Annotated in this window: 19 protein-coding genes and 2 tRNA genes; 3 read left to right on the top strand and 18 right to left on the bottom strand. The window is 66.1% G+C overall.

Features of this window, described 5'->3' with window-relative positions; genetic code table 11:
- Positions 1-146: 146 nt before the first annotated feature.
- A complete protein-coding gene (locus tag BLT96_RS05305; RefSeq protein WP_090862269.1) occupies positions 147-950 on the top strand; it encodes an SDR family NAD(P)-dependent oxidoreductase in 804 nt (267 codons plus the stop codon).
- A 130-nt stretch (positions 951-1080) separates the two neighbouring features.
- On the opposite strand, the gene rho is transcribed toward BLT96_RS05305, so the two are convergent.
- The 7 genes from rho to BLT96_RS05340 all read right to left on the bottom strand — a co-directional run bounded on the left by rho (position 1081) and on the right by BLT96_RS05340 (position 9450).
- Complete coding sequence (gene rho, locus BLT96_RS05310; RefSeq protein WP_090862271.1) at positions 1081-3177, bottom strand: transcription termination factor Rho; 2097 nt, start codon at positions 3175-3177, stop codon at positions 1081-1083.
- Positions 3178-3557: 380 nt separating this feature from the next.
- Positions 3558-4232 carry a MarR family transcriptional regulator gene (locus tag BLT96_RS05315; protein ID WP_090862273.1) on the bottom strand — a complete coding sequence of 225 codons (675 nt, stop codon included), beginning with the start codon at positions 4230-4232 and terminating at the stop codon, positions 3558-3560.
- A 212-nt stretch (positions 4233-4444) separates the two neighbouring features.
- Positions 4445-6289: an arginine--tRNA ligase gene (gene argS / locus BLT96_RS05320; RefSeq protein ID WP_090862276.1), complete on the bottom strand. Its 1845-nt coding sequence runs from the start codon at positions 6287-6289 to the stop codon at positions 4445-4447.
- A gap of 123 nt (positions 6290-6412) precedes the next feature.
- Positions 6413-7894, bottom strand: a complete 1482-nt coding sequence (locus tag BLT96_RS05325; protein ID WP_090862278.1) for a nicotinate phosphoribosyltransferase — start codon at positions 7892-7894, stop codon at positions 6413-6415.
- A gap of 82 nt (positions 7895-7976) precedes the next feature.
- Positions 7977-8291: a hypothetical protein gene (locus BLT96_RS05330; protein ID WP_090846979.1), complete on the bottom strand. Its 315-nt coding sequence runs from the start codon at positions 8289-8291 to the stop codon at positions 7977-7979.
- Between the two features lie 55 nt (positions 8292-8346).
- Positions 8347-9318: a radical SAM protein gene (locus tag BLT96_RS05335; RefSeq protein ID WP_090862279.1), complete on the bottom strand. Its 972-nt coding sequence runs from the start codon at positions 9316-9318 to the stop codon at positions 8347-8349.
- Positions 9319-9374: 56 nt separating this feature from the next.
- Positions 9375-9450 (bottom strand) — tRNA-Ala (locus BLT96_RS05340).
- A 459-nt stretch (positions 9451-9909) separates the two neighbouring features.
- Here BLT96_RS05340 and BLT96_RS05345 point away from each other — a divergent pair.
- Together BLT96_RS05345 and BLT96_RS05350 are read left to right on the top strand one after the other, a co-directional pair.
- The gene (locus BLT96_RS05345) at positions 9910-11109 is read left to right on the top strand and encodes an MraY family glycosyltransferase (protein WP_090846983.1); all 1200 of its coding nucleotides are present in this window, start codon (positions 9910-9912) and stop codon (positions 11107-11109) included.
- Positions 11110-11238: 129 nt separating this feature from the next.
- On the top strand, positions 11239-11790 hold the full coding sequence (locus BLT96_RS05350; protein ID WP_090862284.1) for a hypothetical protein: 552 nt from the start codon (positions 11239-11241) through the stop codon (positions 11788-11790).
- A 119-nt stretch (positions 11791-11909) separates the two neighbouring features.
- Here the strand turns inward: BLT96_RS05350 and rplT are convergent, their stop codons facing one another.
- The 11 genes from rplT to BLT96_RS05405 form a co-directional block, all read right to left on the bottom strand.
- Positions 11910-12269: a 50S ribosomal protein L20 gene (gene rplT, locus BLT96_RS05355; protein WP_090846986.1), complete on the bottom strand. Its 360-nt coding sequence runs from the start codon at positions 12267-12269 to the stop codon at positions 11910-11912.
- Between the two features lie 50 nt (positions 12270-12319).
- Complete coding sequence (gene rpmI / locus BLT96_RS05360) at positions 12320-12520, bottom strand: 50S ribosomal protein L35 (RefSeq protein ID WP_090846988.1); 201 nt, start codon at positions 12518-12520, stop codon at positions 12320-12322.
- A 1-nt stretch (position 12521) separates the two neighbouring features.
- Positions 12522-13100: a translation initiation factor IF-3 gene (infC, locus tag BLT96_RS05365; protein ID WP_090846990.1), complete on the bottom strand. Its 579-nt coding sequence runs from the start codon at positions 13098-13100 to the stop codon at positions 12522-12524.
- Between the two features lie 262 nt (positions 13101-13362).
- Positions 13363-13449, bottom strand: a tRNA-Leu gene (locus BLT96_RS05370).
- 57 nt (positions 13450-13506) lie between these two features.
- Positions 13507-14322 (bottom strand): MBL fold metallo-hydrolase, encoded by an 816-nt coding sequence (locus BLT96_RS05375; RefSeq protein WP_090862287.1) that lies wholly within the window; start codon positions 14320-14322, stop codon positions 13507-13509.
- Entirely contained in the window at positions 14322-16661 is a 2340-nt protein-coding gene (locus BLT96_RS05380; RefSeq protein ID WP_090846995.1) for a RelA/SpoT family protein, read from the bottom strand. The genes BLT96_RS05375 and BLT96_RS05380 overlap by 1 nt, the downstream gene beginning before the upstream one ends.
- A gap of 24 nt (positions 16662-16685) precedes the next feature.
- On the bottom strand, positions 16686-20348 hold the full coding sequence (gene recJ, locus BLT96_RS05385) for a single-stranded-DNA-specific exonuclease RecJ (RefSeq protein ID WP_245719333.1): 3663 nt from the start codon (positions 20346-20348) through the stop codon (positions 16686-16688).
- Positions 20349-20350: 2 nt separating this feature from the next.
- Entirely contained in the window at positions 20351-21322 is a 972-nt protein-coding gene (gene secF / locus BLT96_RS05390; protein ID WP_090862290.1) for a protein translocase subunit SecF, read from the bottom strand.
- Positions 21315-22805: a protein translocase subunit SecD gene (gene secD / locus BLT96_RS05395; protein WP_090862293.1), complete on the bottom strand. Its 1491-nt coding sequence runs from the start codon at positions 22803-22805 to the stop codon at positions 21315-21317. The genes secF and secD overlap by 8 nt, the downstream gene beginning before the upstream one ends.
- A 76-nt stretch (positions 22806-22881) precedes the next feature.
- Entirely contained in the window at positions 22882-24039 is a 1158-nt protein-coding gene (gene tgt, locus BLT96_RS05400) for a tRNA guanosine(34) transglycosylase Tgt (protein WP_090862296.1), read from the bottom strand.
- A 175-nt stretch (positions 24040-24214) separates the two neighbouring features.
- The gene (locus tag BLT96_RS05405; protein ID WP_090862298.1) at positions 24215-25603 is read right to left on the bottom strand and encodes a M18 family aminopeptidase; all 1389 of its coding nucleotides are present in this window, start codon (positions 25601-25603) and stop codon (positions 24215-24217) included.
- Positions 25604-25729 lie beyond the last annotated feature (126 nt).

Genomic DNA, 25729 nt, shown 5'->3' on the forward strand with positions numbered 1-25729 from the left:
CCATTTGCGGAGACAACGGCCTGCTTCGTCTTATCTTCGTATACCGTCGTAGTATGCAGTCGAGGCAGAGTACCTCAGACTGTTTTCGATATTAGCCAAACCCCCGGGTTTTTCAAGGCTCAGGGCCAAATCTTAGGAGCAGATAGATGAAAAGCATCGCCATTGTGACGGGCGCGTCGTCGGGGGTGGGCCGCGAGTTCGTGCGCCAGCTTGATGCGGGCGCGGGCGGCCCCCTGGACGAGCTATGGCTCATCGCGCGTCGCAAGGCCGTCCTGGACGACATCGCCTCCGGCTGCCGCACGCCCACGCGCGTGCTCGCGCTCGACCTCACGGATGCCGCCTCGTTCGAGGTGCTGTCGCGCGAGCTTTCCCGCGAGGAGCCGCGCGTGCAGTGGCTCGTCAACAGTGCGGGCTTCGGCAAGTTCGGGGACTTTTCCGCCATTAGCGAGAAGGACACGGCGGACATGGTCCGGCTCAACTGCCTGGCCGTGGTCGAGATGTGCTACCTCGCGCTCCCCCATATGGCCGCTGGCTCGCGCATCATCAACCTCGCGTCCATCGCCGGCGTCATCCCCCAGCCCAGGCTCTCCGTGTACTCCGCGACGAAGTCGTTCGTGCTCGAGTTCTCGCGCACCGTCGACCACGAGCTTTCGGGTTCCGGCATCCACATCACTGCGCTGTGCCCCAAGTTCATGCGGACGGGCTTTCTGGACAAGCCAAACGACGGCGAGGTCGCGCGCAAGATGTGCCGCATAGGCTTCAGCCCCGTGGACAAGGTGGTCCGCCGGGCGCTGCGCGCCGCCGTGCTCGGGCGCGCGCTGTGCATACCCTCCCTCGACATGAAGGCGGCGCACGTGATCACGAAGATCCTGCCAGCCTCCGTGACGATGGAGCTGGAGGAGATGGTCCTTGGCCTGTGGGAGCCCATGCACAACACGCCGAGGGTATAGCGTGGAGGCAGCACCAGAGGTCTAAGGGAAAGGGCGTCCCGGCCATGGTTGGCAGGGGCGCCCTCGTGTTGTGGCCCATGCGTGGCGCGGCTCTTCTCGCCCATGGCGAGAAGAGCCCTGACAGGGCCGGCTACACGCCGATGAACTCCGTCTGCTGCGCCTTCTTCGCGGATCGAATGAGGAACTCCTCGTTGTCCTTTGTTGCCTTCAGACCGCGCACGAGGGCCGTTGCCGCGCGCTCCGTGCTGTTCATGTTGGCGAGCAGGCGACGGATGCCCCAGATGAACGGCTGGAGGCTCGGGTCGATCAAGAGGTCCTCGTTCCTGGTGCCGGACGCAATGGGGTCGATCGCCGGGAAGACGCGGCGGTCGGCGAGGTCGCGATCGAGCTTGAGCTCCATGTTGCCCGTGCCCTTGAACTCCTCGAAGATGACCTCGTCCATCTTGGAGCCGGTGTCGACGAGCGCCGAGGCGAGGATCGTGAGCGAGCCGCCGTTCTCGATGTTGCGTGCCGCGCCGAGGAACTTCTTCGGCGGGTACAGCGCCGCGGAGTCGACGCCGCCCGAGAGGATCCTGCCGGAGGCGGGCGCCGCGAGGTTGTAGGCGCGGGCGAGCCTCGTGATGGAGTCGAGCACGACCACGACGTCCTCGCCCATCTCGACCAGGCGCTTCGCGTGCTCGATCACAAGCTCGGACACGGACGTGTGGTTGGAGGCCGGCATGTCGAACGTGGACGCGACGACCTCGCCCCTGATGGAGCGCTCCATGTCCGTGACCTCCTCCGGGCGCTCGTCCACGAGCAGGCAGAACAGGTGGACCTCCGGGTTGTTGGCGGCGATGGACTGGCAGATCTTCTTCAGGACCGTGGTCTTGCCGGCCTTGGGGGGCGACACGATGAGGCCGCGCTGGCCCTTGCCGATGGGAGCGACCAGGTCGATGGCGCGACCGGTGATGGAGTCCTTGCCGTGCTCCATAACGAGGCGCTCGTTGGGATAGATGGGCGTGAGGTCGCGGAAGCGCGGGCGAGATTTCATCTCCTCCGGCGCGCGGCCGTTGATGGTCTCGATCGCGTGCAGCGGCGGGTACTTGTTGCCGGCTTTCGCGGGCGCGACGCTGCCCTTGACGCGGTCGCCCGGACGCAGGCCAAACTGCCTGATCATCTGCTGGTGCACGAAGGCGTCGGAGTCGCCGGCCATGTAGTTGCCCGTGCGGACGTACGCGTAGCCCTCGTTCTGGAACTCGAGGACGCCCTCCACCGGCCTGAAGCCCTCCGCAAGCGCAGCGGCCTCGTACACGGACTCCGCGAGGTCCTTCTTGCGCAGGCCAACGTAGTCGATCCCCAGCTCGGCAGCCTTCTTGCGAAGCTCGGCCACCTTCATCTGGGCGACGTCGTCGCGCGAGAGCGTGGGCTCGACGTTCTGCTCGCGCTGGTTGCCCTTGCGGTTGCGACGGCGCTGGTTTCGGCCCTGCCTCTGGTTGTTGTCGCGGCCAGCGTTGCCGTTTCCGCCAGACCCGGCCTCGGAGCGGCCGTTGTGGCGCCTGCGGCGTCGTCCGCCGTGCTCCTCGCGCTCGTCCTCGCGCTCGTCACGCGCGTCCTTCTCGCCTGCGTCGCGGGTAGCGGGCTTCGCCTCTGCCGACGCCTGGTCCGCGCCCTCGTGTGCCGCACGTTCCTCGTCGGCATGGGCGGCGGCATCCGCCTCGGCAAGCGTCGTGGCCGGCGCGCCCAAGAGCCCCACCGTCGCGGGCAGCGGCTCCTGCTGGGGCGCCACCTCGGCCTTGTGCTCCGCGGCGTCCTCCGCCGCCTTCGGCCTCCTGCCACGGCGGCGCGGCTTCGGCGCCTCGCCCTCGGCCTGAGCCTCTGCCTGAGCGCCCTCGGCCTGCCCCTGCTGGGACTCCGCCTTGCGCGGACGTCCGCGGCGACGTGCGGGCTTCTTATCCGCCTCGGGGGCGTCGCCCTCCGTCGCCTGGCCGCTGTCCTCGTCCGCGGACCTCGGCTGCTCGCCCTCCGCGGGCGCCTTCTTCGCAGCGCGCCTCCGCGTCGTGCGCTTGGGCTTCTCGCCCTCTGACGCCTGCGCGGAGCCCTCAGAGGCGGCCGTTGGCTGGGCGTCCTCCTCCGCGGTCTTCTTCGTGACGCGCCTGCGGCGCCGCGGCTTCTCCTCGCCGGGCTGTGCCGCCGCCTCGCCCTCTTGCGGGGTGGGCATGCTGGTGGGCTGGTTGTCTTCCTCCATTAAGGACCTTTCTAAAGTCTCCTTGCGCGACCGCAGCCTCGGTGGGGTTAGAGCCCAAACGCAGGCAGACACGCCACCTCAGTGCTCCTGAGGCCTGCCTTGCTTGGCTCCGTTTAAGTGGTGAGGCTTGTGCGCGAGATAAAGAATGCGACCATGCGCAAATTCGGCTTCACTATACCATTTCCCCCGCGAAACACAACCTCGACAACCCGTTTTGCGCAACGGAATTCCCCGCATGCGCACATGGGGGCACCCATGCCCACCCAGGCGGACGAGAAGAACGCGGCATCGTGGCTGAGGCTGCGCGCAAAGAGCGGGGCCCCCCGAAAGGACCCCGCACCTCCGTACCCGTTTCGCTTTTCTGCCGCCCGGCGCCTTGCCTACTCCGACTTGAGCCTGCGGCGGCGCCTCACGACCAGCTCGCCTATCCGGCTCGCGAATTCGCGCGCGGCGGCACCGCCCTTCTCGGTCAGCCCCACGTGAAAGCCGTGCCGGCTGTCGCCGATCCTCTGCACGTAGCCGTCGCCCTCGAGCGCGGCCACTGACATCGAGACCGTCGGCTGCAGCAGCCCAAGGGCATCCACCAGCGCGCTGATGGTGTGCGCATTCCCGTCCAGCACGTAGATGCCAAGCAGGATGAGCTCGCTCGCATCGCAGTTCAGGGAACCCATGGCATCCACGTACGCGCGGATGCGGCTTGCAGTGGTGCGCGAGAGCGGCTCCTGGGGACGGATGGCCGATCGCGTTGCCTCGCACAGCCTGTCCGCCACCGTGAGCCCCTTGCACGAGATGGTGCAGAAGATGTTGCGCTTGTCGTCGGAGCCCTGCTCGCGCTCGATGAGGCCCATCGACGCGAGGTGCTTTGTCCTGTGCGTCATCGTGGGGCGCAGGACGTGCTGGTAATCCGCAATGTCCGACGTACGCATCCCGCCTTCGCAGTTCGCAAGCCTGCAAAGGATCGAAAACTCGGAGAAGGACAGCCTCTCGGGCTTGTCGGCATGCTGCCTAACGAGGTTGTACGCTTTGCGGATTGACAAGTATTCTCGTGCGTCCATGTGAGACCTACAGCTCTCTGTATCGCTTACTTGCTGCACTCGCCTATGGAGAGGTGCGCCCCACCTCGGCCGATGGGACGCACCTCGCGCATGGGCCTTCTCATGCCCACACGATACAACATGAAATTAAGCGGCGAACGAAAACTTAACAATCGTGCCCGTAACGTTACCAACTAGAAAGATTCGTACGGCAACGTCGCGCGCGCATTTGCCTACATCACGTCCGGCGCGGACACGCCGATGAGCTTGAGCGCGACCTCGAGGTTGATGCGGACGGCGTCGCACGCGACGAGACGGGCCTTCGAGACCTCGGGGTCGACGGGACGGCCCTCGCTCGGAAGGACCTGGCAGTTCGCGTAGAAGCCGTGGAACGCACCAGCGAGCTCCTCCGCGAAGTGCGTCAGACGGAACGGCGCGCGGTCGCGCGCGCAACCAGCCACGAGGTCCGGGAACTCGGAGATCTTGCGTGCAAGCGCAGCCTCGGTCGGGTCGGTCAGCAGCGACAGGTCAGCAGAGTCGCCGATTGCCTTCTGGGCGACCTTCTCCATGCCAAGCTCGAGTGCCTCGTCCTCGCTCACGCCGGCGGCCTTGCGCAGGATGGAGCAGACGCGTGCGTGCGCGTACTGGACGTAGTACACGGGGTTCGTGTTGTTGCGCTGCTTCACGGCCTCGATGTCGAAGTCGATGGTCTGGTTCGAGGACTTGGACACGAGGGTGTAACGCGTCGCGTCAACGCCTACCTCGTCGATGAGCTCCTGGAAGGTGATCATCGTGCCCTTGCGCTTGGACATGCGGACGGGCTCGCCGTTCCTCAGCAGGTTGACGAACTGGCCGAGGTCGACCTCGAACTTCCCGGGATAGCCAAGGGCGTCGCACACGTTCGTGACGCGGGCGATGTAGCCGTGGTGATCGGCGCCCCACAGGTCGATGGAGTAATCGTCACGCTGGAACTTGTTCCAGTGGTAGGCGACGTCGGACGCGAAGTAGGTGTACTCGCCGTTCGACTTGATGAGGACGCGGTCCTTGTCGTCGCCAAGGGCGGTCGACTTGAACCACAGGGCGCCGTCGTCGGTCTTGTACAGGTAGCCCATCTTGTCGAGCTTGTTGAACGCGCGGTCGACCTGAGAGGTGCCGGACTCGTCCTTCACGTAGAGCGAGCGCTCCGAGAACCACAGGTCAAACGGGCAGCGGACCTCGTCGCACGTCGCCTTGATGCGAGCGAGCATGGACTTGTAGCTGCGCTCGCGGAACTGCTCCAGGGAGTCCTCAACGGGCACGTCCACCCACTTGTCGCCGTCGGACGCGACGAACTCGCGCGCGATGTCCACGATGTAGTCGCCGCCATAGGAGTTCCCGCCGAGCTCCTCGTTGAAGGCGTCCATGTACGGGTGGGTCTCGGGACGCTCGTCGTCCTCGTCCTCGACGTAGGCCTGGCGGTCAGCGAGCAGCTTGTCGTGCGCGGCATCCAGGTCGCATCCGTCCTCGCGCATGATCTCCTCGAGCTGCAGGTAGCGCCTCTGGACGGAGCGTCCGAACACGTCCATCTGCGAGCCGTGGTCGTTGATGTAGTACTCGCGGTCCACGTGGTAGCCCGTGAAGTCGAACACGTTGCACATGGAGTCGCCGAGCGCAGCCCAGCGGCCATGGCCCACGTGCAGGGGACCGGTCGGGTTCGCAGAGATGAACTCGTAGTTCAGCTTCAGGCCGTGGCCAAGGTCGCTCCTGCCCCAGTCGGCACCCTTCTCGCGCACCTCCTGCAGCACCTCGTTGTTCGCGGAGGCGTTCAGGTAGAAGTTGATGAAGCCGGGACCTGCGACCTCCACCTTAGAGACGGCGCTGCTCTGCGGCATGTGGGCGACAATCGCCTGCGCGATCTTTGCGGGGGCCATGTGGGCAAGGCGTGCGGAGCGCATCGCGACGGTGGTGCTCCAGTCGCCGTTGGTCGTGTCGGCGGGACGCTCGACGCCGAGCTCCTTCACCTCGAACTCCGGCAGGTCGCCTGCGGACTGCGCCGCGGCGATCGCCTGCTTGACAAGCTCCTCTATGGTCTCCGGCATACTGGCTCCTTCTCCTTTGGGTTGAGACACATTTTGTGGATAGTCTAGCAGAGTGCCACACCCGTGTGCGGCACTCCAAAAAAGGCAACGTTCATGTAACGACTTTGCCAGGCGAGAAGGACGCTACCTCCGGCCCGAGTCCCTGAGCTCGGCCCGGGCAAGGTCGCTCCTGAGCCTCGCGAGTCCGCGCTCGAGTCCCACGGGGTAGATCTGCGGGTTGAGGAAGCGCCTCACGGACGGGTCCAGGTGCATGAGCGCCTCGCGGCAGCGGGACTTCGCCTGCTCGATGGTGTCCGGTTCCTTGGTGCGCGCGCCCTTCTCCACCAGCTGCTCCATCAGCTCGCGGGGGGTGCCGCCGCTCACGTCGTACGTCGTGAGCTCGTCCAGCACGTCCACGATGGTCGCGTCGTCGCCGCCTGCCACGGAGTCGTCCACGATCATGTCTCCCATGGGGCAGCCGGCCTCGTCGTAGTAGCGGCGGATGTGCTGCACGCCGGGAATCGTGCGCTTGTACGCCATCTCGCTCAGCTTGATGACCGGGTCCCACGGATCGTCGGGCGTCGCCCTCGTGGCCGAGAGCTTGTAAACACCGCCGAGCGAGGGCTGCGGGTCGCACGTCGCGAGCTTCGTGCCCACGCCGAACGAGTCTATGGGCGCACCCTGCGCAAACAGCGACTGGATGGTGTACTCGTCCAGGTCGTTCGATACGGAGATCTTCACGTAGTCAAGACCCGCCTCGTCAAACGCGGCGCGCGTCTCCTTCGAGAGCTTCGCAAGGTCGCCGGAGTCTATGCGGATGGCGGCCAGGCGCTCGCCGGCCTGCTCCATCTCCTTCGCGACGGTGATCGCGTTCCTGATGCCCTGGTGCACGTCGTACGTGTCCAGCAGCAGCACGCAGTTCTTCGGGCTCGTCCTCGCGAACGCGCGGAACGCGTCGAGCTCGGTCGGGAACGCCATCACCCACGAGTGGGCGTGCGTGCCGAAGACGGGGATGCCGTAGATCTTGCCGGCAAGCACGTTCGAGGTGGAGCTGGCGCCGCCGATGTACGAGGCGCGTGCAACGGCCAAGCCTCCGTCCGGCCCCTGCGCGCGGCGCAGGCCAAAGTCGGACACGGGGTGGCCCTCCGCCGCGTGGACCACGCGCGCCGTCTTCGTCGCGACGAGCGTCTGGAAGTTCACGAGGTTCAGAAGCGCGGTCTCAAGCAGCTGACAGTCGATCAGCGGACCCTCGACCCTCACCATGGGCTCGCGCGGGAACACGAGCTCCCCCTCGGGAATGGCCCACACGGAGACCCTCATGCGGAAGTCTCGCAGGTACCTCAGGAAGCCCTCCTTGAACATGGGGCCTCCCCCCGGGGCCTGCACACCGGCGAGGTACTCGATCGCATCGTCCTCGAACACGAAGTTCTCCACGAGGTCCGCGATCTGCCCCATGCCGCACGCCACCGCGTAGCCGCCGCCAAACGGCGCGTCGCGGAAGAACACGTTGAAGCACCCTTCGGCGTCCGCGAGTCCCGACTCCCAGAACCCCTGCGCCATCGTCAGCTCGTACAGGTCGGTGTTAAGCGCCACGTCTGTCGGCTTGGTCGCGTCCGTCAGTGCCATTGCGGTCTCCTCCGTCTTGGTTGTCCCATGACATAGTCCAACGACAGAAGGGTACCACTCACGGGGCAAACGGGTCCGCACGTTAGCGGCCCAGCGTCATCACCAGCACGATGGCAACCGCGATGACCGCGAGGGCGAGAAGGACCACCTTCTGTCCCGTCGGCATCCTCAGGTCGTCGTCGGGCTCCATGAGCTTCGCGTTCCTCTCGCGTAGCTCCCGTGCCCTCCGGTCCTTCTCGGCCTCCGCGCGCGTGCGCTCCTGCTCCGCCTTCAGCCTCTTAAGCTCCGCACGCTCGCGCTGGGTCCGCTGCGCCTCCTCGCGACGCGCCTTCTCGGCTCGCAGCTCCTCGAGCTCCCTGCGCTCGTCGTCGCTCAGTCCGCCGTTCTCTGCAGCCATGTCTGCTCCTCGCTCACAGACCGCCCTCGGGCGGCCGCCTCGTCCTTCTCGCCCGCTATGCGCGCGCCGTGGGCTCGTGTCCGTCTTCGCCGCAAAGCTCCGGTCCCTCGACGCCCGTCGCGTCGAACGCCGGGACGAAGCTCTCGGACACCGTGCCACCCTGCTGCCACCACATGCGCTCGAACCCAAGCTCGTCCGCGTGGTCGAGCACGGCCTCGTACTCCTCGTCCGTCACGGCGCGCGCCAGGTCTCCCCCGGCCAGCCTGCACCCCTCGTTCGGCGTGTACTGGTTCATGACCGAGAGGTCCACGTCGTTGCCGCACAGCTCCCACACGCGGTCCAGTACCGCAAGCGAGTCCTGCACGTGCCCCGGCAACACCAGGTGTCTCACGATGATGCCACGCCGCATGATGCCGCGTGCGTCCTCGCTGCGACCGCCTGCCGCCCTCACGGCGGCGAGCATCTTAAGAAGCGCCTCCTCCGCCCTCTGGGGGTAGTCCGGCACCGCGGAAAGTGACCCGGACACGAGGCCCGACGCGTACTTGAAGTCCGTGAGCCATATGTCGACAACGTCGGACATGGCCTGCACGACCTCGGCGTTCTCGTAGCCAGAGGTGTTGCATACAATCGGCAGGTCCATGCCATGGGCCTTCGCCTCGAGCACCGCTTTCCTCACGTGCGGGGCAAAGTGCATCGGCGTCACGAGGTTAATGTTGTTCGCGCCCTGGTCCTTCAGCTCGAGCATCATCTGGGCAAGGCGCGCGGTTGTGACCTCGAGCCCGAAACCCTCCTGCGATATCTCGTGGTTCTGGCAGAACACGCACCTCAGCGGGCATCCCGTGAAGAAGATCGCCCCGGAGCCGGACTCCCCCGATATGGGCGGCTCCTCCCAAAAGTGGAGCGCGCTCCTTGCGACCCTCAGCGTGGCCGACGCACCGCAGAGACCGGCGCGCCCGGAAGACCTGCGCGCATGGCACCTCCTCGGGCACAGCTCGCAGCTGTCGTACATGCCAAAGCCGATTTCCATCCAGTCCTCGCATACAAAAAAGCCCGGATGCAATGCATCCGGGCACTGGTTCCAAATGGTGGAGATGAAGGGATTCGAACCCTCGGCCTCTGCCTTGCGAAGGCAGCGCTCTCCCAGCTGAGCTACATCCCCAGAGCAATTCGCGCAAGAAGTATTGTTGCAAGAACCCAAGTCTGTGTCAACCCTAAATCTCGAACGTTTTTCTCGTCATATTCTCGGCAAGAAAAAGTCGCCCCCTGCGGTTGCGAAATGAACCCACCTCTCTCAGGTGGGTGCCCTCGTCGTCTGTTCCAGCTTCCTCAGCAACGGAGGATGCCTGTACTGGGAACGATATGTGGGCTCCCTCAAAACGCTTGTCGGTTCACCCAATTGTGTCCGCAGGGGAACGACACCTATGACTATACGGGACCTTTGCCGAAAAAACAGTCTTGACTTGAGGTCTCATCCTGCCAACATTAGGAGGTGTGGCCTACCGCTTTCGGGAGGCCCGCTTTCATATTTGGGGGCCGCGCGCCCGCCGTGCGGGCACATCCTGTATCATTGCCATGTTAACTGTTGCTTCTGGAGGTGCCTAAGCGGGAGGGAGGGTGCATGTATCGGCCGTGGCTGCCATACCTCTGCCTCTTCGTCGCGGCGCTGCTTGCGGCACTTGTCACGACCCCGCTCGCGCGACGCGTCGCCTGGAGGCTCGGCGCCGTCGACTATCCCGACAAGCGCAGGATCAACACGCGCCCCATTCCGCGCATGGGCGGCATCGCGGTCTTCACCGGCATCATCGCGGCGCTTGTCGTGCAGTACCTCGGTACCAAGTTCCTCGAATGGCCCATGGTGCTCATGCCGGCGCCCTTCCTCCAGAACGTGAACTACAAGCTTCTGGTCTGCGGGTTTGCCGCCATATTCCTCACGGGCGTCCTGGACGACGTGTTCCAGCTCAAGCCCCTGCAGAAGCTCCTCGGGCAGGTCGTCGCCTCGCTTTTCGCCGTCGCGGCCGGCGTCGTCATCGGCGTCATCGTGAACCCCGCGACGGAGGGCGCGTTCTACCTCGGAATCTGGACCTACCCCATCACCATCGTCTATCTCGTCGCGTACGTGAACATCTTCAACCTCATCGACGGGCTCGACGGGCTCGCCTCCGGGCTCGCCTGCATCGCGAGCTTCACGATGTTCATACTCTCCGTCATGTCCGGCAGGACGGATGCCGCCGCCCTTGCCATCGCGCTCTCCGGCGCCACGCTCGGCTTCCTACGCTACAACTTCAATCCGGCGAGCATATTCCTCGGGGACTCCGGCTCCCTCCTGCTCGGCTACACGCTCGGCATCGTGTCCATGCTCTCTGTTACGCGCGTCGCCGGCCTCACCACCATCATCGTTCCGCTCGTGATCGCGGGCATCCCCATCATCGACACGTTCTCGGCCATCGTCCGCCGCAAGCGCGCCCATGTCAGCATCGGCCAGGCGGACCGCGGCCACATCCACCACCGTCTCATCGCCGAGGGCTTCAACCAGCGCCAGGCAGTCCTCATCATGTACGCGTGGACCGCGCTGCTCTGCCTCGGAACCTTCCTCATGACCCAGGTATCCGTCATGCCCCGCATCGCGATCTTCGCGGCGCTCCTCATCGTCTCCGCGCTCATCGCGGGCAAGCTCCATCTCTTCAGGCCGGTGCTCCTCCACCACAAAGACCCCAAGACCGGTGACGACGAACTCGTGTCCCCCCAGGACCCCGAGTTTGTAGAAGAAGAGGAGAAGTTCGAGGAACGCCAGGCAAAGCGCCATCACAGGCACCGCTAGCAAGCCTCCTACCTCGCGTTATGCGATACATAACGCATCTCGAAAGCCAGCTGCAACCCAAATAAAGCCTACTGCGACGCCCATGTCCTAGCCTGTTCCCACCATCAGCCACGACGGAGGGAGCAAGGCATGGCAGCATCCGCGCAGCACGATCCCGTCCGGGAGGTCCTCGGCCACGACGAGAGGCTCTTCTCGGCATTCCTGCGCTACCAGCTTCGCCAGGAGGTGACACGCGATCTGTTCGGCGAATGCGGTGCGCCTGGGGGTGCCGCATCGCGCACCGAAAGCAGCGAAACCTTCCCTGACGATTCGTGGGGAGCGTCCCCGTACGACCCCACAAGCCCGTTTCTGCCGTTTATCGAGCCAGGATTCCCCTTGGATGTCCCACGCTTTGATTACGGCCCCCACAGCTCCCTCGAGAGCGTTCTTAGGTCCGAGTACGAGGAGGGCTTCGCCGACGGTGGGCAGGCCACGCTCGACATGGTGAGGGAGCTCTTTGGGGCGCTCGGTAAGAAGGGCGACCTCTCGGGGCTCGAGGATGCCCTCGAGGGGCCCGAGGAGCTCTCGTACGCCATCGAGCGCGTCCGACGGGTGGAGCAGGACGATCCCCGACGCCAACCGCATGAGGACGAGAAGAGCCAAGTCGCGTCTGCTGACGCGTCGCCGGAGCAGAGCGCGTAGTCCATCGGTCGCCACGGCATGAGAGGCGCATAAGTCGCCAACAGGCACCAGAGCCACACGCACAAGAAAGGGTCCCGCGGACTTCTCCGCGGGACCCCATCAGCTTTTGTATGCGTGGGCTACTCGGCGAGGGCCTTCTTCGCGACCTCCGCGAGGTCTGCGAACGCGGCCTCGTCCTCGTAGGCGATCTGCGCGAGGACCTTGCGGTCGAGCTCGACGCCGGCGAGCTTCAGGCCGTGCATGAACTTGCTGTAGGAAAGGTCGTTCAGGCGAGCGGCTGCGTTGATGCGCTGGATCCACAGGGCGCGGATGTCACGCTTCTTGTTACGACGGTCGCGATAGGCGTACTGGCCGCTGTGCTGCGACTGCTCCTTCATGCCACGGAAGGTGCGGGAGGAAGTTCCATAGTAGCCCTTGGTGCGCTCCACCAGGGTCTGACGCTTCTTACGGCCGGCGACTGCGCGCTTGACTCGTGCCATATCTAATCAACTCCTTGGAAAATGCAATCAAATGACGCGTGCGCGCCTCGTTAGTTCTTGGAACCCATGCGCTGGGAAATGACCTTCACGTCGGCCGGAGCAACCTCCGCCTCCTTGCGGAAGCCACGGATGCGCTTCTGGGACTTCTTGGTCAGAATGTGGCTCTTGAAAGCCTTGGCACGCATGATCTTGCCGGTGCCGGTGCGGCGGAAACGCTTTGCCGAACCCTTGTGAGTCTTCATCTTGGGCATGCTAGTTCTCCTTCTCGCTCTCGCTGTCGTCCTCGAGGTCCTTCTCGTCGAAGGCACCCTTGATCGGGGCGACGAGCATGTGCATATTACGACCTTCCATCTTAGGCTTCTGCTCGACCGTCGCGTACGGCTTCAGGTCGTCCGCAAGCCTATTCAGGACGTTGAGGCCCTGCTCCGGATGAGCCATCTCGCGGCCACGGAACATAATCGTGACCTTGACGCGAGCACCCTTCTTCAGGAAGCGCATGACGTGGTTCTTTTTGGTCGTATAGTCGCCCACGTCAATCTTGGGCCTGAACTTCATTTCCTTGACCTCGACCTTGACCTGCTTCTTGCGCGCAGCCTTGGCCTTGCGGTCCTGTTCGTACTTGAACTTGCGGTAGTCCATGACCTTGCATACCGGAGGCTCCGCGTTCGGAGCGATCTCCACGAGGTCGAGGTTCTGCTCGTCGGCGATGCGCTGCGCGTCGCGAATGCCGAACAGACCAAGCTGGGAGCCATCGACGCCAATCAGACGGCAAGTACGTGCGGTGATCTCGTCATTGATGCGAGGACCCTGGTTCTTGGCTATCTTTGACACCTTCCCTTCATCTGCGACGTCTCCGTCGCAATAAAAAACTCCTGGCGCATGACATGCGTCCAGGAGACAACGTCCGCCTAGGGGCGGTTAAAATCTTTGTCTGACCAGACAGCAGCCACGAGGCGCCGTGTAGGTGGGGGCCAAAGCCCCGCTTTGCAACACACAGGGGTAACAGTACCTCATCACCCCGCTTCGGACAAGAAGAATCCGTCCAAAACAGCCACTTCACAATACCACGACATCCGTTGGACCAGATGTGACGTGGTGCCCGAGGTGGGACTCGAACCCACACGCTGTTGCCAGTAGCAGATTTTGAGTCTGCCGCGTCTGCCAATTCCGCCACTCGGGCAATCAAGCGGCCTGCGTGAAAGACTATACCAGAGCTTTCGCGAGACCGCCGCCACAATTAGCGAAGGTACGGGTTCTGCGCAAGCTCGTCCTCCATGGTCGTCGGATCGCCATGGCCGCAGAACACGTTCGTGTGGGCGGGAATCTCGCGCTTAAGCCTCGCAAGCGTGCGACGGAGGTCCTCCTGGCTTCCGCCCTTGAGGTCCGTCCTTCCACACGAGCCCTTGAACAGCGTGTCCCCCACGAAGCAGACGTGCTCCGCAGATCCGCCGCCGAGAAGCACTATGCCTCCCGGGGTGTGGCCCGGCGCCTCCAGGACCCTGAACTCCGCGGTCCCGACCTTGAGGACGTCCCCCTCCGACAGCGTGAGATCGGGGTCGGGCGCGTTGTCGTCGTACGAGCGGCCAAGCTCGCTCTTCTCGCCCGCGTGTTTCGCGAGCTCAGCGTCGGGGGCGGAAATCGCGTACTTAGCCCCCGTGGCCTCCCTCAGTGCCCTGACGCCGCCCACGTGGTCGCCGTGGCCGTGGGTTGCGACGATGTAGTTGACCGTCACGTCGGGCGGGAGGTGCTCCGCTATCGCCTTGCCGGAGTTTCCCGGGTCGACCACGAGACACTCCCCCTGCGACACGTACGCGTAGCAGTTGGTCTCGATCGGACCCACGACGAACATGGCAATCTGGTCGCGGTCGTCCGCGCCGCAGCATCCCCCGCCGCAGCAGCCGCCGTCATGGTGCCCGCCGCAGCAGCCGCCGTCGTGCTCGTGGCCACCGCAGCAGCCGCCGTCGTGCTCGTGGTCGTGGCCACCGCAGCAGCCGCCGTCTGCCTGGTGGCCGTGGTTGCCGCAGCAGTGGTCGTTCTCTTCTCCGCAGGCCATTAGACCCTCCTCTTCATCTGGTTGGCGCCCTCTCCCGGAAGTATGCGGCGGGCGCTGTACACTGACGGCACACGGCCGACCGTCGCCAGAAGCGGCGCCAGGCGCGATGCGTCAGAGATCGCTATCAGGAACCTCAGGCGGGCGGCGCCGGACTTCGCCGTCTGCGTCGCCGCCGAGAGGATGTTGCCGCCGGAGTCGCCGATCGCGATGGTGACGTCCTTCAGGAGCCCCATACGGTCCGTGGCCTCGACCACGATCTCCACCTGGAACTCCGTGGCGCCCGTCGTGTCCCACTCCACGTCGATCATGCGCTCGGGGTGCTGCATGAGCCCCTTCACGTTAGGGCAGGTAGCGCGGTGGACGGACACTCCCCTGCCGCGCGTCACGAAGCCGACGATGTCGTCTCCCGCGACGGGGTTGCAGCAGTGCGCAAGGTGAACCAGCAGGTCGGGGTCGCCCTTCACCACCACGCCGCAGTTGTTGCCCTGGCGGCGCTTCGCAAGCGAGCGCGAGTTGCCGGCAAGCGGGGCGAGAGGCTTGTCCTCCTCAATCGCCTGCTGCTTCGCAGCGTCCTTCTGCCGCTCGGTCTGCTTCTCGGCGCTGTCCTTGCCAAGGGCCGCCTCGATGCGGTTCGCGATCTGCTTGGAAGAAACCTTGTTGGTGCCGACAGCCGCGAACAGGTCGTCCACGCGTACGTAGTCCAGCTGGCGCACGACCTCGTCTATTGCCTTCACCGTGCGGGGCGTGTTGATGCCAAGGCCGCGCTTGCGAAGCTCGTGCGCGACGTCGCTCCTGCCCTGCTCGGCATCGTCGGTCTTCGTGGCGGTGGTGAAGTACTTGCGGATCTTCGCCTTCGCGGACGGTGTGGCCACTATTTTTAGCCAGTCGCGGCTCGGCTTCGAGTTCTTGTTCGTCAGGACCTCGATGCGGTCGCCGCTTTCCAGGTGGTACGTCAGCGGGACCACGGACCCGTTGACCTTCGCGCCGACGCAGTGGTTGCCCACCTCCGTGTGCACGGCATATGCGAAGTCGAGCGGCGTGGAGTCGCGCCTGAGGCTCATGACGTCGCCCTTGGGCGTGAACACGAAGATCTCGTCCTCGAACAGGTCGACCCTCAGGTTGTTCAGGTACTCGGTCGCATCGCCCATCTCGTCGTCCGTCGCCCAGTCCAGGCTGCGGCGGATCCAGTTGATCTGCGTGTCGATGTCCCTGTCGGAGCTCGACATGGCACCCTCGGAGTTGCCGGCCTTCTTGTACAGCCAGTGGGCGGCGATGCCGTACTCCGCGCGGTCGTGCATCTCGAACGTGCGAATCTGGATCTCGATCGGACGTGCGTCCGCCCCGATGACCGTCGTGTGCAGCGACTGGTAGCCGTTAGGCTTCGGCATCGCGATGTAGTCCTTGAAGCGACCGGGCAGCGGGTGCCAGAGCGTGTGCACAGCGCCGAGCGCGGAGTAGCAGTCCCCCACGGAGCGCGCGAGCACGCGCAGCGCGATGAGGTCGTATATGTCCGAGAACTCCTTGTTCTTGCGGGTCATCTTCTGGTAGATGGACCACAGGTGCTTCGGGCGGCCCGTGATCTGGTAGCCGGAGAGCCCCACCCGCTTCAGCTCCGCGTCGAGCACGCGGATGGCCTCGCGCGTGTTCTGTTCGCGCTGGGCGCGCGTCTCCTGCACCATGCGCGCGATGCGCTCGTACTCGTCGGGCTCGAGGTAGAAGAACGCGAGGTCCTCAAGCTCCCACTTGATGGAGCTGATGCCGAGCCTGTCCGCGAGCGGCGCGTACACGTCCATGGTCTCGCGCGCCTTGAAGCGCCTCCTGTCGGGGGGCAACGCGGCGAGCGTCCGCATGTTGTGCAGCCTGTCCGCGAGCTTGATGATGACGACGCGGATGTCCTTCGACATGGCCAGAAACATCTTGCGCAGCGTAAGGGCCTGCTTCTCGTCCATGGAGCTCACGCTGATGGAGGTGAGCTTCGTCACGCCGTCCACGAGCTCCGCGACGGTGTCGCCAAAGCGCTCGCGCACGTCGTCCAGGGTGACGGGCGTGTCCTCCACCGTGTCGTGCAGCAGCGCGGCGCAGATGGGGTCCGCGTCCATGCGCAGGTCCTTCGCCAGGATGAACGCCACCTCGACGGGATGGTTGATGTACGCCTCGCCGGAGCGACGGCGCTGGTCGCGGTGGCACTCCGCCGCGAAGTTGTACGCGTCCTCGACCTTTGCGAGGCCGTCGGCGTCTAGGTACTCGGCGCAGGTGCTTCGCAGGATGCGCCAGTTGTCTGCTTGGGGAACGTTCCTTCGTCGGCTGGGTTCTCCCGCGGCCACGGAAGTCTCTCCCATGAAAACCCCTCTCGTCGGTTACGACTAGCCTACCACGCGGCCGAAGCCGGGTGTGATGGGCTTGTTGATGCGCTCGAGCAGCTCGGTCGCGTCCGCGCCCAGGACCCACTCGCAGAACCCCGCGAACGCCTCGCGCGAGTGCAGCCCCTCAAGATAGCGAATCGAGTCGCCGAGCTCCATCTTACGCGGCGAATCCACCATCGCTATTCGGCGAGCGGACCCATATCCGGAGGTGGTGAGGAACCCCAGCTCCTTGAAGACGGACACCCCGCACGACACGCCCTTCTCGTCCAGGCGCGACCTTGGGTCCGTGTCGAGCGCGAACTGCGCGATGTCGGCGTTGGATGACGAGAAGGACCCGTCGCCGCCCTCGGCGGCCGCCTGCGAGGCCAGGCTCCTGAGGGCTCGGTACAGCCTCACGAGGTCGTCGCGGCCCGGGGCCGCCGAAGAGACGATCCTTTCGTTGATGCGTGCGTCGCGCGCGCCAAACAGCAGGAAGATCTGGGCGTCGTCGCCGTCGCGGCCCGCGCGGCCGCTCATCTGGTTGAACTCCGTCGCGCCGAACGGCATGTGGTACAGCATCACGTTGCGGATGTCCGGGAGGTTCACGCCCTCGCCAAACGCGCTCGTGCTCACGATGCAGCACAGCTCGCCGGAACGGAACGCCCCCTCCACGCGCAGGCGGTCCTGACGCGACAGGCCGGCATTGTAGAACGCGATGCGGTGCGCGAGCTCGGGAATGCGCTGCCTGAGCATGCGCGCGAGCGATACGGACTGCTCGCGGGAGTTGACGTAGACCACGGTCTTGAGCCCGCACGACACGACGTTCACGAGCACGGCCTCGCGGTCGCGCAGCTCGCGCAGGTCGCGCAGGTGCAGGTTCTGTCTCACGGAGCGGTCGACCACGACGTCCTCCTCCGCGATGCCAAGAAGGCCGCAGATCCTGCGCGCCACGTCATCTGCCGCCGTTGCCGTGACCGCGAGCGTCGTGGGATGGCCGAGGGCATCGAGCACCTGCGGCATCTGCGCGTACGCGCCGCGGCCGCCCTCTCCGGCGTGGTGCGCCTCGTCTATCACGAGGAAGGACACCCTGCCGCCCCGGGCAAAGCGGTCGCGATGTATCGCGAGGAACTCCGGCGTCGTCAGCACGACGTCCACCTCGCCGGCCGCAAGCGCGTCGAACGTGCGGGAGCGCTCGTCCAGCGGGGTCTCCCCCGTGAGCACCCGCACGGCCATGCCAAGCTTCCCGAACGAGTCTGACAGGTGGTACGCCTGGTCCGTCACGAGGGCGCGCAGCGGATACACGAACACGCTCGCGCGCCGTCGCAGTATCGCCTCGCGCGCGGCATGCATGTGGAAGATGAGCGATTTGCCGCGCCCCGTCGCCATGATGGCGAGCGTGGACGTTCCGCGGGCAAGCTGCTCTATGGCGAGCCTCTGGGCATCAAGCAGCTCGTGCTCGCCGATCATGGTGCGCCTGAGCTCGTCTGTGAGCTCGACCTCGGACAGCGTCTCCAGGTAGCCGCGCACGGCGCCTGCAGTCGCGCGGGCGGCCTCCTCGCCGTCGGCGGCCGACGTGCGCTCCACCACGACGTTCACGCCGCGCGAGCGCTTCTGCTCCGTGCCGCCCGTCACCTCGCTCACGCGCGCGGCGTACGTGGCGCCCGCATCCATGAGCGGCGCGAGCGCGGCCGCGATCTGGCGGCGCAGATAGCCCACCTGCGTGCCGTTCGCCGTCATCACGGCGATGGCGTTCTCGTCCGCCGGGTTGTCCTCCTGGCGCACGAGGGACAGCTCTTCTCCCCCGCGAAGCTCCGCCGCGGCGGACTGGCGTTCGTCGAAGCTCACGCCCACGACCTTCGTCGCAAAGCTCTTTGCCTCCGCGACGCCCGCGTACTCGTCGCGTGACAGGATCTCGCCGGCACGCGAGAAGAGCTCGTCCGCGAGGTCGTCGCCATCCATGGGCGCGCCCGGCGCCGGGTCGCGATACACGATGTCGCGCACCATGAGCTTTGGCTTCGTCCTGCCCTGCCACGTCTCGCTCACGGGCTCGAACACGAGGTCGACCGCGCCGTCGCAGTCCACGGCACGGTCGATGTGCGGCGTGCGGAACATTATGGCCGCGACGCTGCTCACGCCGTCCGTCGCCACGAAGCGCAGATGGTTGCCCTTGCCGCCCACCTTCGCGCGGTTGCGCATCGTGACGCCACGGGTGCCGAACAGCGGCTTCTTGTTGCCCTGGCCAAACGGCTGCATCACCTCGAGCGCATCGATGTTCTCGACCGTCATCTCGTCCAGGCCCACGAGCGCCGTGACCTCGCCACGGTCCTCGAACTCCTCCTCGGGAAGCGCGTCCATCACGTCCTCGAGCGACTGCCTGAACGAGTCCAGGCTCGCGGCGTCGCACGTGACGCCTACGGCGCCCGCGTGCCCGCCAAAGCGCACGAGCTCGTCCGAGCACTGCTCCACCGCGTGGAACAGGTCGACCGAGCCGACGGAGCGGCCAGAGCCGCGCGCTATGCCGTCCGAGATGGAGAACAGGATCGCGGGCACGTGATAGCGGTTCGTGATGCGGCTCGCGACGATGCCCTTCACGCCCTCGTGCCAGCCCTCGCCGCCGACGACGATGACGCGGCCGCCGTCGTAGGTGGCCTCGACCTTTGCCATCGCCTCGTCCGTGAGCTGCGCCTCTATCTCGCGTCGCTCCGTGTTCACCTGCTCCAGGCGTGCGGCCAGCTGCGCCGCGCGCGCGGGGTCGGAGGTGAGCAGCAGGTCGAACGCGACGTCGGTCGTACCCATGCGCCCCGCCGCGTTCAGGCGCGGTATGAGCGAGAAGGGCAGGTCGTCTGAGCCGATGGTCGCGAGGTCCACGCCGGCGGTCGCGGCAAGCGCCACGATACCCGGTCGGCGGGTGGCACGCATGCATGCGATGCCATCGGCAACGAGGGCGCGGTTCTCCCCCTCGAGCAGCATCATGTCCGAGATGGTACCGAGGGTCGCGACCTCCGTGTACGCGCGCCACAGCGCCGGTTCTCCCTTGCGGCGGCCAAGCTCCTGTGCGAGCTTCAGCGCGACGCCGGCGCCCGCGAGCTCGCGCGAGACGTTGTGCTCCTCGAGCTTGGGATCGCACACGGGCACGCCCTCGGGAACGAGCTCAGCCGGCTCGTGATGGTCGGTCACGACCACGTCGATGCCCTGGGTCTTGAGCCAGTCGACCTCGGCCCTGGAGGCGATGCCGTTGTCCACGGTGACGATGAGGTCGGGATGGCAGCCCTCTATGACGCGGGCAAGCGCGTCGCGCGAGAGGCCGTAACCCTCGCCAAAGCGGTTGGGGATGTACGGCTGCACCCTGCCGCCCAGCTCGCGCAGGGCGAGCGTCAGCAGGCAGGTCGCAGACATGCCGTCCACGTCGAAGTCGCCGAAGACCGCGATGGACTCGCCGGCGTCGAGCGCGCGCTCCACGCGGTCCGCCGCCGCGCCCATGCCGGGGATGAGCAGCGGGTCCGCCCAGTCGCGCTCGAGCGACGGCGTGAGGAAGCGCTCTGCCTCCTCCACCGTCGCGATGCCGCGGGCGGCGAGCGTCCTGGCCACGATGGCCGGGACGTGGCAGCCCTCCATGAGGGCGCGCTCCGCCGAGACGTCCCTGGGCAGGATGTCCCACCTGCGACTGTCAGCGAGCCCGGGCACCCCTACTCAGCGTCCTTGGAGACGACGGGCTCCGCGGGGGTGGCGGCGACGTCCCACCCGTACTTCTCCTCGAGCCTCTTCCACTTCTTCTCGCTCGTCTTCCAGATGGAGAGCAGCGGGCTTGCGACGGCGAAGCTCGAGTACGTGCCCAGCAGCTCGCCGACAAGCATGGCGAAGGCGAAGTCCTTGAGGGTCGAGCCGCCGAGCGCGAGCATGCAGATGACCGGCACCACCGTGGTGATGGTGGTGTTGATGGTGCGGACGATGACCTCGTTGATGGAGAAGTTCGCAATCTGGTGGAACGTGCGGTGCACGCCGTCCCTCAGCTGCCTCGCGTTCTCGTTCACGCGGTTGAACTCGACGACGGTGTCGTAGAGCGAGTAGCCCATGATGGTGAGGAGCGCCGCGACGACGTTTGGCGTGATGGGCGTCTGCGTCCACGCGTACACGCCGAGCGTGATCACGAGGTCGTGCAGGAGCGCGACGACGGCCGTGATGGACATCTTGAACTCGTAGCGCACGGAGACGAACGCGATGATGAGCGCGATGGCGATGCCGAACGCGAGCGCAGACGAACGCGTGACGTCCGAGCCCCAGTCCGGGCCGATGGTCGTGACGGTGTAGTTCTCGGACGTGAGGCCGAGCGCCTTCGCCGCAGCGGCCGCATGCCTGTTTGCCGTGGACGGGTCCGTCGTGCCGGTGCGCACGAGGAAGCCGCTCTTGGCATCGCTCACCGTGGTCTGGACGCTTGCGTCCTTCTCGCCTGCGTCGGACAGCGCGTCCCTCATCTGGGCGATGGTGACGCTTCCGGTGTTGGTGAAGTCTATCTCGGTGCCGCCCTGGAACTCGATGCCGAAGACGAGGCCGCGCGCGACGAGCCCCACGACGGCCAGGACGACGAGGACGGCGGACAGCCCGAGGAGCTGCCTCCTGTGCTGGATGAACGGAATCTCGTGGGCGAAGTGGCTACGCATTCCGGACACCTCCCTTCTTCGCCTGGGCATCCTGCCTGCGCTTGGCCTCCGCGAGGTCCTGGTCGACGCCCCAGAAGACGGGGTGGCGCTCGATGGTGCCGAGGGCGAGCAGGCGCAGCGCCGGCGCCTTGAAGCAGAACATGGTGACGACGTCGCAGGCGATGCCGAGGGCGAGCGTGAGGCCGAAGCCCTTGACGGAGCCGATCGCGAAGAGGAACAGCGCGAGGGCGGTCACGAGCTGGACGGCGTCCGCGTCGAGCGACGTCATGATGCCGTGCTTCGCGCCGGAGACGGACGCGGCGCGCACGCCACGGCCCATGCGGATCTCCTCGCGGAAGCGCTCGAGCACGAGGATCGAGGAGTCCGCGGCGGAGCCCGTGGTCAGAACGACGCCGGTAAGGCCCGGCAGCGTGAGCGCGAACAGGCCGAAGTGCGAGAGCGCCGCAAGGATGCCAAGGTAGACGATGCCGAACACCGCAAGCGAGCCAAGCGTGAGCAGGCCGAGGCCGCGGTAGAAGACAAACAGGTACACGACGACGATCGCGACGCCGACCGCGATGGCGACGACGCCCTGGGTGAGGGAGTCCTGGCCGAGCGTGGGGCCGACGACGCGGCTCTCGGAGTACTTGAGGGTGACGGGAAGCGAGCCGGAGTCGAGCACGGTCTTGAGGCTCTGGGCCTCCTTGAGCGTGAACTTGCCCGTGATGGAGACCTCGCCGCCGGTGATCTTGCTCTGGACGGCGGGGGCGGACTTCACGACGCCGTCCAGCACGATGGCGATGCGGCCGTTCGTGGGGGCGAGCTCGCCCGTGACGTCTGCGAACTTCTTGCTGCCCGTGCCGTCGAGCTTGATGTTGACGGCGTAGTCGCCGGACAGCGAGTTGCCGGACTGCCCCACCTGAACGGAGTCTATGTGCGAGCCCGTCATGAACGGGGTGTAGGTGCCGCTCTTGAGCTTGACGTCCTCCGTGCCGGCGTTGATCTTCGCGAGGGCGTCCGCGTCTCCTATCTCGTCCAGGCGCACGAACTCGAGAAGGCCCGTCTGGCCGATGGTCTTGATGGCCTGGTTGGCGTCGGTCGCACCGGGGATCTGGATGAGGATGGACTTGTCGCCCTGCTTCTGGACCGTGGTCTCGGACGCGCCGAGCGAGTTCACGCGGTTCTGGACGATGGTGGTCGCGGTCGCCATGTCGTCGGCGGACGGGGCCGACCCGTCCGGCTTGCTCGCCGTCATGATGACGGACACGCCGCCGCGGATGTCGAGTCCCTGGGTGATCTTCTCGCCCACCGGCGTGAACGCGATGACGCACGCCACGAGAACGGCCAGCAGCACCACGAGCGTTGACGCGTAGCGCCTGCGGCGCGGGTCCGACTTCCTGCCCCGGCGTCCCCTGCGCGCGGGCTTGGGACGAGCCGCGCCCTCCGTGGCGTTCCAGCGGTCGACGCCGGAGAGGGACTCAGAGTTCTTCTTCTCTCGAGCCATAGCAAAGCCTTCTGTCTGTGGGGGCTAGGCCCCCGATTGATTCAACCCGTCCATAATAGCCCACTTGGTGGACGCCCTACCAGTCCTTGGCGGCCGGAAGCTGGTCCCACTCGCTCACGAACTGGCCATAGCGGTGCTCCACGATGGCCTGGCGCGCACGGCGCATGAGCTCGAGCAGGTAGTAGACGTTGTGCAGCGACAGCAGGATCGAGCCCACCATCTCCTTCTGCTTCACCAGGTGGTGGATGTAGGCACGCGTGTAGCCGCCCGCGCACACCGGGCAGGTGCAGTCGGGGTCGATGGGGCCGTGGTCGTGCGTGAAGCGGGCGTTGCGGAAGTTGAGGCGACCCTCGCTCGAGAACGCCGAGCCCATGCGCGCGGTCCTGGTGGGCAGCACGCAGTCGAACATGTCGACGCCGCACTCCACGCCGTGCACGAGCGTCGTGGGGTTGCCGACGCCCATGAGGTAGCGCGGCTTGCCCTTGGGCATGTACTCGCTCGCGAGCGGCGCGAGCGACTCGAACATGGTCTCGTGGTCCTCTCCCACGGAGTAGCCGCCGATGCCGTAACCGGGGAAGTCGCCGCACTCCTCCAGGTGGCGCAGCGACCTCAGGCGCAGGTCGAGGTCCATGCCGCCTTGCACGATGCCAAAGAGCGCCTGGTCGGTGCGGGTGTGCGCCCTGAAGCAGCGCTCGGCCCACATGCTGGAAAGCTCCACGGCGCGCTCCACGAACGGCCGCGGCGACGGGTAGCCGGGGCACTGGTCCAGCTGCATCACGATGTCCGCGCCGAGCTTCTGCGCGATCTCCATGTTCTTCTCGGGCGTCCAGAACACGTGCTGGCCGTCGTAGTCCACGGTCCTGAACTCCACCCCGTCGTTCGTGAGGCGCGTGAACTCCCCGTGGCTGAACACCTGGAAGCCGCCGGAGTCCGTCAGGATCGGCCCGCGCCAGCGCATGAACTCGTGCAGGCCGCCCATCTCGGCCACGAGGTCCTCGCCCGGCCTGTTGGCCAGGTGGTACGTGTTCGCCAGGATGATCTTGGCGCCCAGCCGCTCGAGCTGGGACGGCAGGATGCCCTTGACCGTGGCCTTCGTGCCCACGGGCATGAAGATGGGCGTGGGGATGTCGCCGTGGGGGGTGTGCAGCACGCCGGCGCGCGCATGCGTCGTCGGGTCCTCCGCGACTATGTCGTAGGTGAACCAGCGGCTCTCTGGGGCCTGGGATTCGCTCATGGGTGGGATTCCTCGCACTTCTCGCCTGTCTTTTACGCAGTCGAGGTTACCACCCGCGGCAGGCGCGGCGCGGCCGGACGGAGCGGACCTATAGAAAAGCCCGACGTCCGGGCAAGGGACGTCGGGCGCAACGCCGGCGGCGGCAACGGGGGCGCGCCGGGCGAGAAGAGCCGCGCTACCGGCCGATGCAAAAGCCGTCGGCCCCGTCCACCTCTATGTCCGCGGCGTAGAACTCCGTGAGCGCACGGATGCCGTATGCCGTGTCCTTCACGCCCGCGGTCTCGTAGCTGGAATGCATGGCCAGCTGCGCAAGGCCGAAGTCCGCGGCATGCACGCTCACCTGCACGTTCGAGAGGTTTCCCAGCGTCGAGCCGCCCGCGGAGTCGCTCCTGTTCGCAAACGTCTGCACCGGCACGCCCGCACGGGCGCACACCTCCTTCAGCACGGCGCGGCTGAACGCGTCCGTCGTGTAGTGCTGGTTCGCGGCCTCCTTTATGACGATGCCGCGGTTCATGAGGGCGCAGTTCTCGTCGTCCGTCTTCTCCCTGTGGTTTGGGTGCACGGCGTGGGCGTTGTCGCAGCTCACCAAAAACGAGGCGGAAAGCGCGCGCAGCAGGTCCTCCTGGCCCTTGCCCAGCGCGGCGTTCACGCGGCGCAGCACGTCCGCGAGGAACGTGGAGAGCGCGCCCTGCTTGGTGTTGGAGCCAACCTCCTCGTTGTCGAAGCACGCAAGCACGCTCACGTCGCGCGGGTTTCTTGCCGCGAGGAACGCCTTGAGCGACACGAAGTCGCACTGGAGGTCGTCTAGCTTGGGGGATGACACGAACTCGTTTGCGAATCCCCAGACGCGGCCCTCCTGGCGGTTCACCAGAAACAGGTCCCTCGCCACGACGTCCGCGACGTCCACGCCCAGCTCGCGCGCGAGCATGCGGTCGAAGTCGCCGCGGCCAAGCGCGCCCGCGCTCACAAGCGGGCACAGGTCCACCTGGTGGTTCAGCTCCACGCCCTTGTTCACGTCACGGTTCATGTGTATGGCGACGTTCGGGATCAGCAGCACGTCGCGGTCCACGCTCACAAGGTGGCTCCTTACGGCGCCGCCCTCGCGCACCAGCACGCGGCCCGCAACGGAAAGCGGCCGGTCCAGCCACGTGGAGTCGATCATGCCGCCGTAGCCCTCCACGTTCAGGCGCAGGTACTCGCCCGGCCCCACGAGCTCCGGCACGGACTTCACCTTGTACGTGGGAGAGTCCGTGTGCGAGGCGCACATCTGGAAGTGGTAGCGGTCGAGTTCCTCGCCCACGCGCCACGCGATGAGGCTCGAGCCGTTCCGCACGGTGTAGTACATGCCGCCGCGCTCGAGGTGCCACGCGTCGCCTTCCGGCAGGTACGTCGCGCCCGCGCGGTCCAGGTAGCCGCGAATCGTCGCGACGGAGTGGAACATGCTCGGGCTCCGCCGTATGAACTCCACCAGCTCGCGGGACGCTTCCACATCCTCTTGCGTCACCTCGCGGTACCGCGTCGCCTCTAGCTCCCGCGTCGCCCCGTCCAACGTTTCGCCCTGCATAGCCGCTCCCATTCTGACAAGTCCAACGGACGTCTCTGTGACCACCCGAGTATACGCGCAACCGCACCCTCTCCCCTCCGCGCGCTACCATGATGGAATGACACGCAGCCACGGCCAGACAACGCA

The organism is Parafannyhessea umbonata (assembly GCF_900105025.1).
Classification (GTDB): domain Bacteria; phylum Actinomycetota; class Coriobacteriia; order Coriobacteriales; family Atopobiaceae; genus Parafannyhessea; species Parafannyhessea umbonata.

Bases quoted from the DNA above. Each gene is read 5' to 3' on its own strand.
- BLT96_RS05305 (WP_090862269.1), top strand. From the start codon at position 147: ATGAAAAGCATCGCCATTGTGACGGGCGCGTCGTCGGGGGTGGGCCGC.
- rho (WP_090862271.1), bottom strand. From the start codon at position 3,177: ATGGAGGAAGACAACCAGCCCACCAGCATGCCCACCCCGCAAGAGGGC.
- BLT96_RS05315 (WP_090862273.1), bottom strand. From the start codon at position 4,232: ATGGACGCACGAGAATACTTGTCAATCCGCAAAGCGTACAACCTCGTT.
- argS (WP_090862276.1), bottom strand. From the start codon at position 6,289: ATGCCGGAGACCATAGAGGAGCTTGTCAAGCAGGCGATCGCCGCGGCG.
- BLT96_RS05325 (WP_090862278.1), bottom strand. From the start codon at position 7,894: ATGGCACTGACGGACGCGACCAAGCCGACAGACGTGGCGCTTAACACC.
- BLT96_RS05330 (WP_090846979.1), bottom strand. From the start codon at position 8,291: ATGGCTGCAGAGAACGGCGGACTGAGCGACGACGAGCGCAGGGAGCTC.
- BLT96_RS05335 (WP_090862279.1), bottom strand. From the start codon at position 9,318: ATGGAAATCGGCTTTGGCATGTACGACAGCTGCGAGCTGTGCCCGAGG.
- BLT96_RS05345 (WP_090846983.1), top strand. From the start codon at position 9,910: ATGTATCGGCCGTGGCTGCCATACCTCTGCCTCTTCGTCGCGGCGCTG.
- BLT96_RS05350 (WP_090862284.1), top strand. From the start codon at position 11,239: ATGGCAGCATCCGCGCAGCACGATCCCGTCCGGGAGGTCCTCGGCCAC.
- rplT (WP_090846986.1), bottom strand. From the start codon at position 12,269: ATGGCACGAGTCAAGCGCGCAGTCGCCGGCCGTAAGAAGCGTCAGACC.
- rpmI (WP_090846988.1), bottom strand. From the start codon at position 12,520: ATGCCCAAGATGAAGACTCACAAGGGTTCGGCAAAGCGTTTCCGCCGC.
- BLT96_RS05375 (WP_090862287.1), bottom strand. From the start codon at position 14,322: ATGGCCTGCGGAGAAGAGAACGACCACTGCTGCGGCAACCACGGCCAC.
- BLT96_RS05380 (WP_090846995.1), bottom strand. From the start codon at position 16,661: ATGGGAGAGACTTCCGTGGCCGCGGGAGAACCCAGCCGACGAAGGAAC.
- secF (WP_090862290.1), bottom strand. From the start codon at position 21,322: ATGCGTAGCCACTTCGCCCACGAGATTCCGTTCATCCAGCACAGGAGG.
- secD (WP_090862293.1), bottom strand. From the start codon at position 22,805: ATGGCTCGAGAGAAGAAGAACTCTGAGTCCCTCTCCGGCGTCGACCGC.
- tgt (WP_090862296.1), bottom strand. From the start codon at position 24,039: ATGAGCGAATCCCAGGCCCCAGAGAGCCGCTGGTTCACCTACGACATA.
- BLT96_RS05405 (WP_090862298.1), bottom strand. From the start codon at position 25,603: ATGCAGGGCGAAACGTTGGACGGGGCGACGCGGGAGCTAGAGGCGACG.